Origin of the sequence: Ferruginibacter sp. SUN106, from assembly GCF_050611765.1 — a bacterium.
In the GTDB taxonomy this organism is placed as follows: domain Bacteria; phylum Bacteroidota; class Bacteroidia; order Chitinophagales; family Chitinophagaceae; genus Ferruginibacter.
Genome location: NZ_JBODJC010000002.1, coordinates 1238087 through 1255504, shown reverse-complemented (window position 1 = coordinate 1255504; position 17418 = coordinate 1238087). Strand labels below are relative to the sequence as shown.

At 39.4% G+C, this 17418-nt stretch carries 10 protein-coding genes; all 10 read right to left on the bottom strand.

Annotation, left to right across the window (positions count from 1 at the left end; translation table 11 throughout):
• Positions 1-13: 13 nt before the first annotated feature.
• The 10 genes from ACQ334_RS11185 to ACQ334_RS11140 all read right to left on the bottom strand — a co-directional run bounded on the left by ACQ334_RS11185 (position 14) and on the right by ACQ334_RS11140 (position 17404).
• Positions 14-7792: a sensor histidine kinase gene (locus tag ACQ334_RS11185; protein ID WP_430988295.1), complete on the bottom strand. Its 7779-nt coding sequence runs from the start codon at positions 7790-7792 to the stop codon at positions 14-16.
• Positions 7789-8331 (bottom strand): DinB family protein, encoded by a 543-nt coding sequence (locus tag ACQ334_RS11180; protein ID WP_430988294.1) that lies wholly within the window; start codon positions 8329-8331, stop codon positions 7789-7791. Before ACQ334_RS11180 ends, ACQ334_RS11185 begins: the two co-directional genes overlap by 4 nt.
• Positions 8332-8447: 116 nt before the next feature.
• Positions 8448-9587 carry an FIST signal transduction protein gene (locus ACQ334_RS11175; protein WP_430988293.1) on the bottom strand — a complete coding sequence of 380 codons (1140 nt, stop codon included), beginning with the start codon at positions 9585-9587 and terminating at the stop codon, positions 8448-8450.
• Positions 9588-9750: 163 nt separating this feature from the next.
• On the bottom strand, positions 9751-10908 hold the full coding sequence (locus ACQ334_RS11170) for an FIST signal transduction protein (protein WP_430988292.1): 1158 nt from the start codon (positions 10906-10908) through the stop codon (positions 9751-9753).
• 159 nt (positions 10909-11067) lie between these two features.
• A complete protein-coding gene (locus ACQ334_RS11165) occupies positions 11068-12195 on the bottom strand; it encodes an FIST signal transduction protein (RefSeq protein WP_430988291.1) in 1128 nt (375 codons plus the stop codon).
• Positions 12196-12197: 2 nt separating this feature from the next.
• Positions 12198-12731 carry a nuclear transport factor 2 family protein gene (locus ACQ334_RS11160; protein WP_430988290.1) on the bottom strand — a complete coding sequence of 178 codons (534 nt, stop codon included), beginning with the start codon at positions 12729-12731 and terminating at the stop codon, positions 12198-12200.
• 134 nt (positions 12732-12865) lie between these two features.
• The gene (locus ACQ334_RS11155; RefSeq protein ID WP_430988289.1) at positions 12866-13447 is read right to left on the bottom strand and encodes an HD domain-containing protein; all 582 of its coding nucleotides are present in this window, start codon (positions 13445-13447) and stop codon (positions 12866-12868) included.
• On the bottom strand, positions 13437-14486 hold the full coding sequence (locus tag ACQ334_RS11150) for a YitT family protein (protein ID WP_430988288.1): 1050 nt from the start codon (positions 14484-14486) through the stop codon (positions 13437-13439). The genes ACQ334_RS11155 and ACQ334_RS11150 overlap by 11 nt, the downstream gene beginning before the upstream one ends.
• 20 nt (positions 14487-14506) lie before the next feature.
• Positions 14507-16006 (bottom strand): YfcC family protein, encoded by a 1500-nt coding sequence (locus ACQ334_RS11145; protein WP_430988287.1) that lies wholly within the window; start codon positions 16004-16006, stop codon positions 14507-14509.
• A gap of 6 nt (positions 16007-16012) precedes the next feature.
• Complete coding sequence (locus ACQ334_RS11140) at positions 16013-17404, bottom strand: hypothetical protein (protein ID WP_430988286.1); 1392 nt, start codon at positions 17402-17404, stop codon at positions 16013-16015.
• Between the last annotated feature and the right edge of the window lie 14 nt (positions 17405-17418).

Genomic DNA, 17418 nt, shown 5'->3' with positions numbered 1-17418 from the left:
CCTTTGGTAAGGTTTATACGGGTAATTGAATGAAAAATATTGAACCTTCTCCTTCTTTTGTTTCTACTTTTAATTCACCTCCATGTGCTTTTACAATATCATATGCTAATGATAAACCTAAGCCTGTTCCCTGGCCTGTTGGTTTAGTAGTAAAGAAGGGTTGAAATATTTTATCAATGATATTTTGAGGAATGCCATTGCCATTGTCGGTTACACTTATTTCAACTTTACCGCTTATCTTTTTTGTACTTACTGAAACAGTTGGTTCGTAAAGAGAAGTCAGGTTTTCAAAACCTGACTTCTCTACCGAAGCCCTCTTTTTTTCTGCCACTACATAAAAAGCATTCGTAATTAAATTCAATACCACTCTTCCTATATCCTGTGGAATAATATTTACTTTTTCTAATGTTTCAGCATAATGAGTTTTTAATGTAGCATTGAAGGATTTATCTTTTGCACGCAAACCATGATACGCTAATCTTAAATATTCATCAGCCAGTTTATTAATATCGGTGAGTTCCTTTGTGGCACTGGTGGCACGGCTGTGTTGCAACATGCCTTTTACAATGGCATCGGCACGTTTGCCATGGTGATTTATTTTTTCTAAATTTTGTTTGATGTCGTTAGCAATTAATTTGGCTTCTTCCAAATCACCCTTTTCAATTTCTGCATTCATTTCGTCCATCAACTCGTTACTTACTTCGCTAAAATTATTCACGAAGTTTAACGGGTTTTGAATTTCGTGTGCAATGCCGGCTGTCAATTCTCCCAATGAAGCCATCTTTTCTGATTGTATCAATTGTGTTTGCGTGGCACGTAATTCGGTAAGTGCATCTTCGGCACGTTTTTTTTCTGTTTGCAGTTTTACCAGATCTTCTTCTGCCTGCACTGCATGCGCTTCTGCAATTTTTAAATCATTAAAACGGGTGAACGTAAGATTAAATACAGCTGCAAAACGTTCTAATAATTGTATTGTTTCATCACCTTGTCCATCAGGCGAAGCCATACCAATAAAGCCTTTGCTGAAATATGCCACACTTTGCACTCTCCGCTTTTGAGTTAACCCGCCTTTGAAAGGGATATGCATTACATTATTCAGGTAATCAAAATAATCTTCCAGTTCTTTTCCCTGCATGTCTACTATAACCGATTTTTCTTTTGCCTTCCAACCATCGAAAAGTTTTTTTACCGAAATATTTTCATTCTTATTGAACATGAATTTCTTTCCTACATGGGTACCATCTTCATCGGTGGCCCACATTTCCATATCACCGGTTTCTTCTTTTACAATGCCGATATATAAACGGTTAGGTTCAATACCCAAACTGATTAATTGCCTGAATACTTCAGCTGCTGTTTCTGCCAGCTCATCACTTTTTTGCATGGCAAGGGTGCGGCTTCTCACTCGTTCTAAAGCCGCTTCAATTTTTGCTTCCCTTGCTTGCGCTTCCGCTTGTTGTAAATCACTGAAACGGGTGTACGCTAATGAAAATACAGAAGTGGCTCTTTGTAATAAATCCCAGCTTTCTGCAGAAATTTCCCCGGGTGAAGCGGCACCCATATAACCGTTGGAGAATTTATATAAATGATAGGTACGGTCAGGAATCGCATCTCCATAAAAACCCACGAGCACTTTTGAATGATCAGCACAATAGTTGATCCATTCTTTCCTGCTATCACCCTTCATAGAAATGGAAATTTGTTTTTTATCTGAGCGATAAAACTCCAGCATCTGCCTGCCTACCCATGTATCATTCAAATCAATGTTCATGTGATCAGACACTAGTTTTTTATCTGTATCTGCCACATCTTTTATAGCATACCAGCATTCTGTTTTTTGCGTGTCTTCATGATGGATATAAATGGAACTTGTTTCCAGTTCTTCCACGCCAAGTAAGCCCATTTCTCTGCGTAGTAATTCAGCTACTTCAACCAGTTCATGGGGTTTTTGCATGGCCATTGCTCTAGACCGTACTTTTTCCATTGCTGCTTCGATCTTTGCCTGCCTTGCCTGCGTTTCTGCTTTTTCCAAATCGAGAAATCGGGTATAAGTGCCATCGAATACTGCTGCAAACCGTTCCAGTGTTTTAATGGTTTCCTGTGGTACCGGCAAAGGAGATGAAATAGAAATATGCCCTTTTGAAAAATAAGCAATGCTGATTACCCTGCGTCCATCAGTGTCTTTGCTGCTGATGGTAACGCCACTCATTTTATTGCGGTAATTGATCCATCCTTCCAGTGCTTCGCCGGTAAGGTCAATCACCAATGATTTTTTATTGGCTTTCCATGCTGCTACTGAAGGCTTCACTACGGTTGGTTCTGCCATATCCAGGAGAAAAGAACGATTTTCCTGTTCGCCGCTTCCTGCCCAGTTGGTTACCCTGAAATCTACCAACCCTTCGGCTTCATTATATATGCCGATAGTAACCTGGTAAACATTATCGGCGCCTAATTTTTTAAACTCCTGGAAGAGAACGGCAGCCGTTTCCTGCAATTCATTACTGTTTTGCATGGCCATTGTTCTGCTGCGTACTTTTTCAAGCGCTGCTTCTATTTGTGCTTCTTTGGCCTGCGCTTCTGCTTTTTGCAAATCGAGAAAACGGGTATAGGCACGTTCAAACTCTGTAGCAAATCGGTCGAGTATTTTCTTTTCATCTGTAGTTAAATCATTTTCAAGCATTACACCAAAGCAACCATACTTCATAAAGGCTTCTACATAATACAATCCGTTGCTGAAATGTTCAGGTGTTAATTTTTCAACGCCATCAATTAATTCGTGCCATGCGGCAAAATAACTTTGTATTCCTTCAGGTGGTACTGCGTAAGAAAAAACAGGCTCACCACTTTTCCAGTCTACTAAACATTGTGCAGTTGCAGGTTCATTTCTATCAAGCGGATAAGTAACCGCTTTGCTTTTGAAAATAGTACTATCATTTTTCTCCTCTGCCCATGCAGCCCAGAATATATGATTGCTTTTTTCTTCATCAGGCAACCATAAAAAAGAAAATGCAGAATTGATACCTAACAATAAAACCTGTTCATGAAAAACACGTAAGGTATCATCCAGTTCATTAGAATGCTGCATGATCATGCTTTGCGTACGGCCACGTTCCAGAGCCAGTTGAATTTGTGCTTCTCTTGATTGTGCTTCTGCTTTTTGCAGATCAATAAAACGGGTATAGGTTTGCTGGAATACTTTTCCAAAGCGCATGAGTATATTGTTCTCTTCATCGCTGTAAGGGATAGCCGAAAAATTCTCGATGTAAAGGGCAATATTATCCAGCAATACAGTAGATGCTGCAAGGCCGGGAATACTAAAAAGAAATTCCCTTGACTCCTCCGGCATTTCAGGGATATACTCGATTATCTTTTGATAAAAACTGTTCTTCTCTTCAAAATCCAGATAGGTGGCAAAGAAATCCAATCCTTTTTTCTTTGCCTCATTAAAACTATTGTAATACACGCAATCGAAATAAGGAATGGTTACATGAGAAGGAACCCCGAGTTGATCTGCTATCCAGATATCGTGATCATCCCTTGCCTTATAATCCATAACAAACCCTGTATGTTCAGTATTGATATTTAAGTGAACGAATTGATCATATACAACCTGTATCACTTCTTTAAGCTCTTCACTTTTTTGCATGCCCATTGTTCTTGCACGTACTCTTTCCAATGCGGTTTCAATTTGCGCTTCTTTTGTTTGTTCTTCTGCTTTTTGCAGATCGAGAAAACGGGTGTAAGTTTGTTCAAATACTTTTGCAAAGCGTTGTAATATGCTGGCATATTCTCCAGTAAGTTCCTGCGGCCCCCAGGTTAAAGCGCCATGGCTCATGTAAGCAATTGAAAAAACAACCGGGTCCAGTGCTGCCATCCATTGTTTTGTTTCTTCTGGAAAATTTTTAAAATCAGTTTGAGAAAACATTACCGCATCATAAGCCTTCTTATTTTCTCCTGATAATTTTACCACCGCATATTTTTCTCCGCTTTTCCATTGTGCTAATTGAGTGTCGATAAAGGAATGCCTGAAATAATTTACCTGGTAACTCTCAGGATATATTTTTTGTGCAAAGCCACCTACCCAATGTTGCATATTGCCTGTTGCTGCATCCATGATAACGATAGTACAGGCGCCATAATTAATATCCAGTAGTTGCAATTGCTCATACATAGTGGCCACCACTTCACGCAGTTCATCGCTTTTTTGCATGGCCATTGTTTTGGCACGCACTCTTTCTAATGCCAGCTCTACCTGTGCTTCCTTTGATTGTGCTTCTGCTTTTTGCAGATCGAGAAAACGGGTATAGGTTTGATCAAATACATTACCAAAACGTTTGAATATATCATGGCTTTCAGGCACTGGTTCATAGGTGATAAATAAAAGAAAGCCTTGCGAAAAGAAGGCCAGGTGAAATATCTGGAATGCAGGAAGTGAGCCGCCACCGGCAATAAATTTATTCAGCATTTCACCCACTACAGGAAGCCGGCACATATATTTATAATGCGATACAATTTCGTCGCCGCCTATTTCTTCCACATAAAACGTGTCGCCTCTTTTCCAGGCATCATAAAAATGAATGAATGAAGGGTCTTCTGTAACTGGTGCACGGAAAGGTTGTTGAATAACACCTGCGCTGCTCATCCACAAGGTGATGGCCTGGTGATCGTCGTCCCAAATACAATAACCGGCACTCCATGCAGGCATGCCCAAAGTTTGCATTTGCTGAAATAAAATATTAGCTGCATCAGGAAGTTCATCACTCAGCTGCATGGCCATCGTTCTTGCACGTACTCTTTCCAGTGCTAATTGAATTTGTGATTCTCTTGTTTGTGCTTCTGCTTTTTTCAGGTCATCAAATCTGCGGTAAGAAAGTTCAAATACATTTTTAAACCGCTTTACTATTTCTACCTGCTCTGCGGATATTTCATTAAAGGTGGAAATGCCCATATGCCCTTTGCCAATACCATATAAATACCAACGCAACGATTCAGCAGATAACTCTCTTTCGTCAAGTGTGGCGCCACCTTTTATTTTCCATTTACGCCACTTCTCCAGTTTTTCCCCGGTATATTTTTCCTCGTAAAAAGCCCCGGATGTTTCAAATCGCTGCTTTAGGTCTGCTACTATTGATGAACTGTTGTATGCATCTTCTCTTATGTCATGCTTTTTATCATCCGAATAATTATAGAAAATAAAACGCTGTTTTTCGTCATTCTCTATAGCTATCTGTGCATTGCGGAGATTGGAAAATCCCAGTGACGCAAGCTCTTTATACATCACTTCGCTAATACTAACAAGTTCATTGGATTGTTTCATCGCCATGGCAACAGCACGTACTCTTTCAAGCGCCAGTTCAATTTGTGCTTCTCTTGATTGCGCCTCCGCTTTTTTAAGATCCAAAAAACGGGTGTAGGTAAGGTCAAATACATTCGCAAATCTTTCCAGCAAGTGTAAAGTTTCAACTGGCCTTGGCTCGGAAGTGGCTAAAGAAATGGCACCTTTAGAAAAATATGCAATACTTATGACGCGGCGGTCTTTTAATCTGCCTGGCTCTATCTCTACAGTACTTAAACTTTTTCTATAATTATTATATTGTTCTAATTCTTTTCCGCTGATATCAATGATTAAAGTTTTTTTATCTTCTTTCCATGCGCCATAAAACTTGCGCATCACTACCGGTTCATCCAGGGAAACAGCGACTGCCTTTTCCCTTATCCTTCCGTTGATAGTGGTCCATAACTCCAGCTCTTTTTCTTTTTCGTTAAAGATGCCAATACCGAGTTGTTCAGGATCTTCACCAAGTTGTTCCAGTTGCTGGAAAAGAACATAGGCTGTTTCTGCAAGTTCGTTACTCTTTTGCATGGCCATTGTTCTTGCACGTACTCTTTCCAGTGCCAGTGCAATTTGTGCTTCTCTTGCCTGCGCTTCTGCAAGTGTAATATCGGTATACCGCTGGTGAGCCAATTTAAAAACGTTAGCAAACCTTTCTAAAACTGCTACTTTATCTTTGGTAAGAGGCCTGAATGCAGAGATGCCGATAGAGCTGATGCCGATGGAATACATGTAATAGTGTAACGAGGTGCAATTGTTAAGGCTGGGGTCTTCCGGCTGCCCGTTTCTTTTCCTGTATTCTTTCCAGCCGTTGAGTTCGCTTTCATCCACTGCTAACTCCGAAAATGAATCCGGCGTTCTGCTGAGTTTTTTTATAAATGATTCTACAATAGGATGAGATTTATACGGAACACAGGTTATGCTGCCACCCGTGGCATCTGAATAATCATAATCGGTAAAATAATCCTTTCCTTCTTCAAAAGAATCTATTAACGCATTCCTGATCTCGCTAAAACCAAGGCTGCCCAATTCTTTATACAATACTTCGCAAATGCCTAAGAGGTCATCAGATTTTTTCATGGCCATAGCAACTGCACGTACCCGTTCCAGTGCGGTTTCAATCCTGGCTTCTTTGGCTTGGGCTTCTGCTGTTGCCACATCAATATACCTGCGGTAGGCAAAATCAAAAACATTACGGAAGCGTTTTAATACATTTAATTTTTCTTCTGCAATAGCACTGAAGGTTGAAATACCGATAGAGCCGGTACCAATGGAATAAAAATAGTAATACAATGCGTCAGTGGTTTCAATCCTGGGGTCATCTTTATCACCAATTTCTTTTCGGAAGGTTTTCCAGTCTTCCAGTTCTTTGTCTTTAAAGGAAGCTTCGGAAAACGCATCACCGGCACTTCTCATCTGCCTGATCAGTTTTTCAATTACAGGATGGATATCATACCTTAAATTACTGATGCTTTCACCAATTTCATCTGAATAATCGTAGTTAATGAAAGTACCCTTTTCATCATCATGGATATTGATCATTGCATTCCTGATCTCGGCAAAACCCAAACTGTGCAGTTCTGTATACAATACTTCGCAGATACCTGTAAGCTCCTCTGCTTTATGCATGCCTAGTGCCTGTGCACGTACCCGTTCCAGTGATGCTTCCAGCTGCGCTTCTCTTGATTGTGCAATAGCGATTTCAATATCCAGGTAACGGCGGTAGGATAGATCGAATACTTTAAGGAAACGCTGAAACAATTGCAATGCGTCATCACTTAAAGGATCATAGGTAGAGATGCCCAGGGCAACCGGCCCAAGCGAATGCCAGTAATAATTAAGTGAAGTGGCATTTTCTAAATAAGTATCAATAAATACGTTGGTAGATCTTTGATAGGCCAGCCAGTCTTTAACTTCACTGCCTTTGATATGGGTAGTATATACTTCACCCTTGCCTTTGAACATTTGTTCTGCAAAAGCCGCTGGCACTTCATGATTGGTATAAACAGTTTCGGTAATAAATGTTTTATCATGCTTGGCATAAAACTCATAGTTCATATAAGTGCCCTTATCCTGGTAAAATATAGCGGTTTGCACATTGCGTATTTCTTTTACCCCCAATAATTGTAATTGCAATGCAATGGTTTTACAAACCTCCAGCATATCATCGGGCTTGTTCATGCTCAGGGCCACTGTTCTTACTCTTTCTAAAGCAGATTCAATTTCCAGTTCCCGGTTCTGTGCTTCTACCGCTTTTCTTTTTTGTTCCAGTTCTTCAATAGTTTCTTCTAATAATATTGCTGTAGTGCGTTTAACCTTTTCCGTTCTGTCTAATTTAAAACTGGTTATTTCAAATTCTTTATCTGCACTTACAAGAGCTTTAAGCAGCACTTGCCTTTGCTCTTCAGGCAAAGCGGTATCCTGTAATAATTTTTTTATATTTTCCAGGTGTGTGTTCATGCTTTCTGTTTGATCTTAACTATTGTTGATTGTACCTGGCCCAGGTGCCGCAGTATATGAAAATGTAAAAATTCTAATCTTTGCTGAAAATCCATGGCACCAGAAATAGGGTGCGGATGTGCCTGCAAACGTAATTCATCTTCCTGCAGATCTTTTCCAAAATTTTCCAGTAATGGCTGAAGGCCGGCCAGCGATAGCCGCCAAAAAATTAATGTGCCGCCTAACCTTGGTGCAGCCATTGGCGGAACAATTTCTTTTTCCTTCCAGGTTTGTTCAATTAATTTTTCAATAGGCCATTCTTTGTGGTCAGATTCAAATGTTCTTTCACTTTTTCCATCACGTATGGCATACAATATTTTCCACATGCCAAAAATGGCACCCTGCTCTGCCCAGAATAAATGTTCCGTATTGTCAATGATACTCCACTCGTCTGGCGAAGATTTAAATGCTGCCTGTTGTTCATTGATGTTTTTAATACAATCAATAAATTCATTTCTTGCTATTGCAACATCATGTATGAGTTGTTCGATAGTACTCATAAAATTATTTTATTTAAATATTATACCACTTTGGTAATCTGAATTAATGCTCTTACATCACCATTCTTCGCAATATTCTTCTCCATAATCAAGTTCTCCGCCAGCTGGCGGAGCGGTCATCTTTCTTTTAATGCCACACAACAGGTAGTAAGGTTATGCATTTCTAAATTTCCTCCAGTTGCCCTGCCCAGTTCTGCATTGGAGAACATGCCGGCCATAGGCACGTTCCATACATTTTTTATGCCTTCCATTTCCTGGTGTATCATTGGCCCGAGTGCAACCTGCCTGCCTGCGCAACTGAATACTATTACAGCATCTGCGTCGGGCATTTCAATAGCCTTCATTTCTTCCACACCATTAATTACTTTATCCACCACATCAAAATCAGGTGGTAAAGAAAAGCGCACTTTGCTGCCCTGCGGCACAGAACCACTGCAATAAAAAGAACGGTCGTTCCAGTCAATTAATAAACCCGGCCGCATAACAGGGTTACCTTTTTCCCGCTGCATTTGTAACGGGAACGTGGATGCGATCTCTAAAATAAGATTACCATTATCAGGTGATACATTTTGAATGCCACCATATTTTGCAGTAAGGTCCAGCACCGGGATATCATCAACCGTATAAACATGATTGCCTTCACTTTTAGTAACTGTTCTTACTGTGCCCACTGCATGCCAGCCGCAGGTAGCACGGCCTTTTATCTTGATCTTATCTTCATCAAGCACTAATGCAACAACACCCCTGTCGCTTTGAAATGCATTGGAGAAAACAAGTTGTTCCGAAAAGGTATAGTCATCACCAGCTGCGCCACCATACACATTTACATGCGCACCAACAATATCTTCAAAACCCAGCAACAATTGTTCAGCATCTGTTTCGGTATGACTGCAGGAAATAAGAAAAGCCGGATTACTAAAACGCCGCAACGCTTCTTTAGCAACTTGATTTGAAATTTCTCTATAGTTCTTCGCAGGGAATTCGGCTGTGAGAATTGTGAAGTATGCAGGGTTTATATCCATCAATAAAATAGCTATGTTACCCATGCCGGTATCGCCATCAATAAATTCGCCATTGGTAGTAGCGCCAAAAATTGCAATACCTGCATCATTCAACAGATCAATGACGATTTTATGGTTGTGTTTTTTAGAAATAAACATAACTGCAAGAGTTGGTTTAAAACCATCGGCCAAACTTTGATCTAATGCCAGTTTAATTTCTTCTGCAGATTTTCCTTTAATTGATTTTGCATTCATAATTTACTTTTTGCCGGTAAGACGGTAAGGCGTTTTTATTTATTTTTCTTTTTAGTAATTAATATTTTTCGTTTTATTATAACACAGAAGAGACATCAGTCAAAAAAATTAAATTTTATCCTAAACGTCTTACCGTCTTCCTCAAATGAGTCCTGCGGACCGGCTATTCTTCTTTTAATGCCACCCAGCTACAGGTGGTGGAATGAAATTCGTGTTTACCATTTACAGCACGGCCAAATTCACCATAGGTATAAAATCCGGCCATGGGTGCATTCCATATTTCTGCCAGGCCATCATTTTCCTGTTGCGCCATCGGGCCTAATGCACTTAAGCGGCTGGCACAGGAAAAGATCAATACTGCGTCAGCATCAGTATCGTGTGCATTCCTGATTTCTTTTGCTTTATCTACTACAGTTGCTACAATATCAAAATCCGGCGGTGTGGAAAATTTGAAATGGCTGCCTTCTTCAATATTAGATTCCAGTATCAACGCATTTTCTTCTTTATCATAACCCATTGGATTGCACATCATGGGCTCACGGTCTTTTCTTTCTATCTGCAAAGGATAATGAAGGCCAACACCATCAAAGAATTTGGAACGATCATGTGTGGCATCATAATCTGCACCTAAAAAACGCAGGTACATTTCCAACGCAGGCTTGCCATCTATTTCATACAGCAAATTGTTTTTACTTTTGGTTATCGTTCTGGAAACACCAATAGATCTCCAGCCGGATAAAGCCACACCATACATTTTTATTTTTTCTGCATTAAAAACAATTGCTGCCACACCGTAAGTTGTTTTCCAGTTGTTGCTGAAAATATAAGGACCCGTAAAACTCATATCATCACCGGCCATTCCTCCAAACATATTTACCTGCGATCCGATAGACCTTTCAATATTTCTTATCAACGTCTCACCATCCAGTATAGCTCCATTCTCCATTAAAGACGTGCTGAGCAGGATCAATGAAGGCTTGCTGAATTTTTCCAATGCTGCGTTAGATAATTGAGTAGCTGCTTCGGCAATTGTTTTTGTACCGATATCTTCAGTCAGCATACTATAATTATTTCTGTCAACTTCCAGTAATAATATTGCAATAGCGCCTTCAGTTTGGTGGCCATCTGTAAACTCATTGCAGGAAGTAGCACCAATACAATCAATTTCTGCTACCGTTAATATTTCGCAAACAGCACTACTATCTTGCTTAATAGAAATAAAAATGATAGTTAAAGTTGGTTTAAAACCATCGGCCATGCTTTGCTGTAAGGCATTGTTAATTTCTGCTGTTGAATTTCCTTTTATTGATTTTGCTTTCATAATTTACTTTTGCCGGAAAGGTGGTAAGGCGTTTTATTTTTTTTATATTCAGTAATTATATTTTTCGTTTTATTAATAATCAGAAAAGATATCAGTTCAAAAGATTAAATTTTAATCTAAACGTCTTATCGCCTTCCTCAAATGAGTCCTGCGGACCGGCTATTTTTCTTTCAATGCCACCCAACTCACCGTTGTGCCATGAAATTCCGGCCGGGTATCATCCAGTTTACCAAATTCTCCCAATGAGAAAAAACCTGCCATTGGTTTATTCCATGTTGCGGCTAACCCATTCAATTCTGCAGATAACATGGGGCCCAATTGCGAAAGCCTTCCCACACAGGAAAAAACAATCATGGCATCAGCATCCGGCAATTCATTTTCTTTTATTGTTTTAGTGCTTTCTATTACGGTATCGATCACTTCAAAGTCGGGCGGAAGCGAAAACCGGAATTTATCTCCCTCTTCTACAGGAGCGCCTAACATTATAGACTTGTCTTCTTCATTCCAAAATATAATTGGCCGCATCATTGGTTTTCCAAAAGCTCTTTGAACCTGTAATGGATAAGTGTCCAGCCCTGTTGCTTTGTCAGTCATAACAATTTCTTTTCCCAGGAATTTTTTTACTACTTCTATAGCAGGTTCATCATCGATAGTAAATACCCAGTTACCATCACTTTTAGTAATTCTTTTTTCAATACCCACAGGTTTCCAGCCTGATACGGCAACTCCTTTTACATCCACTTTATCTTCATCCAGTATCAATGATATTAAACCGGAATTACTTTTAGATTGATTGGTGAATACGGTGCCGCTAAAAGTTACCGGTTCGCCTGCAGCACCACCAATAATGGTTATGTCAGCTCCTGCTTTGTTTAATAAGCCTTTGATAATTTCCTGGCCGGGAATTCTGATATCAGCAGTGGAAATGATAAATGCAGGATGATCAAAATAATTTTTGCCTGCTTCACCCACCTGGCATGCCGCTTCATACGCAGTTGCAGGCGACTCAAAATCTTTTAAAACAATTTTAAAATTATCCGCATTCATATCCAATAGCATTATAACAATGCCTGTGGGATCAATACCATCTTCATTAAATTTTTCTGAAGTGCTGGCGCCGAATATGGATATTCCTGCTGCATCCATAGTGGCAGTAATTTCGTCGATATCTTTTATTTCAGTTAAAAATATAACTGCAAGTGTTGGAGTATAACCATCTGCCATACTTTTTTCCAAAGCAATTTTAATTGCTGCTGCAGAACTTCCTGTGATCGATCTTGCTTTCATTATTATTTTCCGGATAATTTATTGATGATGGAATCTTCCTCATGTGCTTTGATCTTTATAACAGAATCAAGCTGGCTGTTGGGTACGGTGGTTGATAATACATATTGCTGAATTTTCCAACCCTCATCAAGTTTTACCAATACACCCGAACCACGGCATATTTTCATTTGTGTATTTAATAATTCATCAAACCATGCAAGGCTGCCGGTTTTATCAAAATAAATATGGCGCTCCAGGGCTGTAAAATTCCAGGCATGACCTTTATCAAAAATGGGTTTTGCCCAGGCCATAAATGCTTTTTTATCCCAACGCTCTGTAGCATCAGTACCGGTAAAGATGGCATCATCGGTATAGTAACTAAAATATTTATTAAAGTCTGCTTTTGCTGCCGCCACATTAAATGAATCCAGCATTGCAGTGATTTGCTTTTCATCGTTTGTTGTATTTGATACACTGTTACTGCAGGCAGCAAAAAATAAAGTCATAACGGTAGCAATAGCAATGACTGCAGCGTTGCTTTTTAAGGCTTGTTTCATTTGTTTTTTTATATTAATGTTTGATACCTGCCTTGTTTCAGGTAGTTAAATAAAAAGGGGAGTGGATCTGCAATGCAATTGCAAAGTTCTTTTGAAGGATATTCAATCAGTATTTACAGGAGGTACGGAAAAATTTATGCTACAGTATTCATTAATTCTTTCAGGTAAGCCTGTTTTACGGGCTCTTTTTTTTCTTTGCAGTAAGCAGTAAAATAATGATGGGTTTGCAAAAAAGCTATTTGCATTTTATCCCAGGCAGTTTTCGTTAATGATGGGGTGAGTGATTGTAATTCTTTAAATAAATTACCGGCTTTTTCTGTTACACAGATGGTACCTAAATATTCCAGGTCGGCATCAGCAATAATTTCTTCCAGTTTATTTTTTGGCAATTGCGGCACTTTGGTAGCCATGATCATGCCGCAGATCTTTTTGATATCGTTGTCGGAAAAGCCATATTCAGGCAAATATTTTGTGGCCAGTTTGCAGCTGGCCTCTTCGTGGCCGGTGTAAGAACTGATATAGCCCGTATCGTGCCATAATGCAGCAGCACTCAGCAGTTCCATTTCTTTTTCGGTACAGTTTTGATGCCGGCCAATCTGTATTGCTTTTTCCTGCACATACAAAGTGTGTTCGTGATTGTGATAGTAATAACATACCGGAAGATTATCTTTCAGCAGGTCTATCACAAACTCCTTCATGTGCAGTTTACTTTGCATGCGCTTTTGCTTTTAAGATGCCGCCACTTGCCTCTTTAATACTTTGCACATAAATAAACGCTTTGGGATCTATTTCTATTATGGCTTCCTGAATTTGTTTTATTTCCAGCCGGGTAACAATGGTAACAATGATGTCGCTTTCTGTACGCACTTCAAAGCTGCCGGGCAAATAACCTCTTTCGCCTTTGTATACGGTAATGCCTTTGCCCAGGTCGTTCACCAATAAACTTTTTACTTCTTCGGGCATGGAACAGATGATGTTCATAGCAGTGAATTCTTCAATACCATCTACCACATAATTGGTGGCACGGGAAGCTGTAAAATAAGTGATGATGGAATACATGGCCGTTTCGATACCCAGTTCAAAAGCAGCTACTGCAAAAATGAGGGTGTTGATGAGCATGATGATCTCACTGTTGGAAAAACCGGTTTTTCTACCTGTAAACACTGCAATTACTTCAGCACCATCAATTACACCGCCGCCACGGATGACCAAACCTACACCGGTGCCCATTAAAATACCACCAAATGTTGCGATGAGTAATTTATCAGTGGTAATAGGCTTTATATGAACAAAAAGTAAACCGATGGAAAGCAGTATTACTGCAATGGAGGTTTGCACTGCAAAGGTTTTTCCAATTCTTCTATACCCTAAATACACAAAAAGTACATTGAGAATGATGACCAGGAAACTGATATTAAAATGAAATAACTCGTACAATAAAATGGAGATACCGGTAATGCCGCCATCCATAAAGCTGTTAGGAATCATAAAACCTTTCATGGCTAAAACAGCCAGTGAAGTGCCTAATAATATCAGTAAAAGATTCTTGGGCGACCACACTGTTTTCCAGTCTACCGCATCGTTTTTATGTTTCCTGTTCATTGTAACAAAATTGTATTGTGTTTTGGTTTGTAAGTTACCAATCTCTTTTGATTTTTTAATGGTATCTGTTATAACAGCTGCCAGCGGTTGTTTGTAAACGTTTCCTTTCTTTTTTAAACTACTCAATCTTTTTTCCCTGGTCGGTGTCTTCACCGACCAGGGAGGTAAATTACTTACAGGTAAATGCCGATTACCAATGCCACTATGCTGATGATGGCAAACATGATCAGCAGCGGCATAATAAATTTAAACCAGGTCTTTAAACTAATATTAACCATGGCCAGCGATGGTAATATAAGCCCGGTAGGTGCCAGGAAAGACATGAGGCACATACCATACATATAAGAATTCACAATTTCTCTGCCGGGCACATGCACCAATATAGCCAATGCACCTATGATGGGCATAGTTAATACCGCCATACCCGAAGAAGATTGTATGAAAATGGAAAAGACCACATAAAACAATAGCAGCAATAAAATAAAAAATGCCGGCTGTATACCTTGTACCAAATTAGCTGTATAATACAAAATAGAATCGCTTACATGCCCGTCGTTTAAAATAATAGTAACGCCCCTGGCTACACCGATTATAAAAGCAACCGACAGTAAACTTCCTGCACCATTAGTAAATTCACGGATGAATACTTTTTCATTAAGGCCTGTTATTAAAGCCACCAGTATAGATGAACCGAGGAACAGCGAAGACATTTCTGTTGTCCACCAACCCAAAAATACCACACCGGCAATCATGGTTAAAAAAGTAGCGATGTAGATGAGTAACAACAATTTTGTTTTTCCCTCCAGTTTAGGGGTACTGGTTTCGTTGCTGATATTTATTTCATACAATGGTTTTACTTCGCCATCAATTTTATATACCAACGAAGCGGTGGGATCTTTTTTTATTTTAGCAGCATAGCGCAAAATATACCAAACTAATAATCCCGTAACAATTACCCAGAGTACCAGGCGTTCGCCTAACCCATCCATCCAGTTGATGCCCGCTGCATTAGATGCGATGATAACAGAAAATGGATTGGAGAAAGCGGGGAGCGAACCAATGGTGGTGCCGCCGAAAATGATAGCCAGAGGAACCAGCAGATCGTACCCTGCAGCTAAAAACAGAGGCACCAATATCGGGTAAAAAATAATCGCTTCTTCATACATTCCATACGAGCCTGCAAAAAATGAAAGTACAATAGTAAGAATAGCGATGAGCCATTGTTCACGGCCTTTCATAGTATGTGCCAGCCAGGTAATGCCTTTTACCATAGCACCTGTTTCGTTAAATACAAACATGAAGCCGCCGATAACAAGAACGAATAAGATAATTTCCACACTATCTACAATGCCTTTGACAGGGGCTTGTAAAATATTAATGAATCCCTGCTGGTTTCTTTTTTGTTTGGTAAAAGAGCCGGGCACTGATACGGGCTTGCGTATATCACCCGCAATAAATTTTTCTACCTTTATTTGTATGCCAAGGCTGTCCAAAGTTTTTTGTGTTAGCGGTAATATAATCTCATTGGTATCGGTAACCATTGTAAAATTCTTACCACTTACAGCAAGTTTATTGTACTGCCCGGCAGGTAACAACCAGGTGCCCGCTGCAGCCAGTATGATCACTAACATTAAAATGGGTATCGGCCCGGGAAAAGCTCTTTTATTTGCCATGCTTGCTTAATTTTTATCTAGCTGTTCAATTGTTTTTTTTGCTGCGGCTAATCTTACCTGTTTATTTTTTTCTACTAATTTTTTTGTTGCCCAATGCTCTACTTTATGATGCAGTGGTACTAATAATGCTGCAATACAAACTAATGCCAGTAGCATCAGCACAGGCGAATGATGGGTGATGCGTTCTAAAAAAGGATGTAATAATAAATTGAGGAATTCAAAAACGATAAGCAGTGCTACCACGCCTAAAAATTCAATCACTTTTGTATTGGTGATCAAAGTACGGCTCAGGAGTAAAAACAACACTATAATGCTTACAATACTCAATGCGATCAATGCATATTGAATATTTTCTTTTCGTTCTTCTTCGGTTTTTAATTTTTCTGCTGCAATTTCCTGCTGCCGCAATTCCTCACGAAAACCCAGGGCTTGTATGTTTTTTATTTTCTCCAGGGTAAAAAGTGAATCTTTTGTAAGCATGGCTAAACGAAAATATTTATTCAGGCTGTCTTGTTGATTGGTTTGTTCAAAACTTTTATACAAATATTCATAAGAGCGCATGCTCTGGTCTTTTACATCAAACGGAATAGCTACCTGCAAGGCCAGGCGGGCATAATAGTTTGCACTGTCATATACTTTTGTTGCCAGGAAAACTTCAGCAAAATCATTTTTTAAATAAGCATCCATGTAGGGCGACGGTGCTTTGTTTTTTTGATAATAATCAAAAGTTCTTTTAAGAAAAGGTAAGGCAATATCGTATTGCCCGTCTGCAATATAATTTTCGCCCAGTGTGCTGGTGGAAATGGCCAGTTGAAAATAATTCTTTAATTCAGTATCCATCGTCACCGCTTTTTGGGCATATACCATTCCGGAATCAGCCATCTTTCCCTCGCCATAGGCACAAGCAACTCCATTGTAAACCCTGGATAGTAACTCCTTTTGGTTATCGGCCAACGCTAGGGGAATCTGTTTTTTTAAATATTCAGCAGCCTGGTGATAATCTTTTGCCGACATATAGGTAGATCCGATGGCACGATAAGTTAATCCCATGCCAAAATTATCCTTACGTTTTTCAAACCGTGATAATACCTGGAACAATAAATTTAACGAAGCCGGGAAATCACCTTTAGCCGTTAAAATACCAGCAAGTTTTATATTGGTATAATCTTTACCCACTTCATCATGTTGTTTTGCAAACCAGTCGAGCAGCGCCAGGGTATTTGTAGCTGTATTGCTATCAGTAACCAATTGCGTACTGAAATAAGAAAAAAGCTGGTTTCCCTTTTCATCATCAGTTTTTGCAGCAAGGTATTTTGTTTTTATACTATCAGGTAAAGGCTGGCTGTGAGCACTGATAAAAAAGGATATAGTAAAAAGGAAAAGAATGATTTGCTTCATAATAATATTTTTAA

Excerpts from the sequence above, each read along its gene's own strand:
- ACQ334_RS11140 (WP_430988286.1), bottom strand. The coding sequence starts at position 17,404 with ATGAAGCAAATCATTCTTTTCCTTTTTACTATATCCTTTTTTATCAGT.
- ACQ334_RS11160 (WP_430988290.1), bottom strand. The coding sequence starts at position 12,731 with ATGAAACAAGCCTTAAAAAGCAACGCTGCAGTCATTGCTATTGCTACC.
- ACQ334_RS11165 (WP_430988291.1), bottom strand. The coding sequence starts at position 12,195 with ATGAAAGCAAGATCGATCACAGGAAGTTCTGCAGCAGCAATTAAAATT.
- ACQ334_RS11175 (WP_430988293.1), bottom strand. The coding sequence starts at position 9,587 with ATGAATGCAAAATCAATTAAAGGAAAATCTGCAGAAGAAATTAAACTG.
- ACQ334_RS11185 (WP_430988295.1), bottom strand. The coding sequence starts at position 7,792 with ATGAACACACACCTGGAAAATATAAAAAAATTATTACAGGATACCGCT.
- ACQ334_RS11180 (WP_430988294.1), bottom strand. The coding sequence starts at position 8,331 with ATGAGTACTATCGAACAACTCATACATGATGTTGCAATAGCAAGAAAT.
- ACQ334_RS11155 (WP_430988289.1), bottom strand. The coding sequence starts at position 13,447 with ATGCAAAGTAAACTGCACATGAAGGAGTTTGTGATAGACCTGCTGAAA.
- ACQ334_RS11170 (WP_430988292.1), bottom strand. The coding sequence starts at position 10,908 with ATGAAAGCAAAATCAATAAAAGGAAATTCAACAGCAGAAATTAACAAT.
- ACQ334_RS11145 (WP_430988287.1), bottom strand. The coding sequence starts at position 16,006 with ATGGCAAATAAAAGAGCTTTTCCCGGGCCGATACCCATTTTAATGTTA.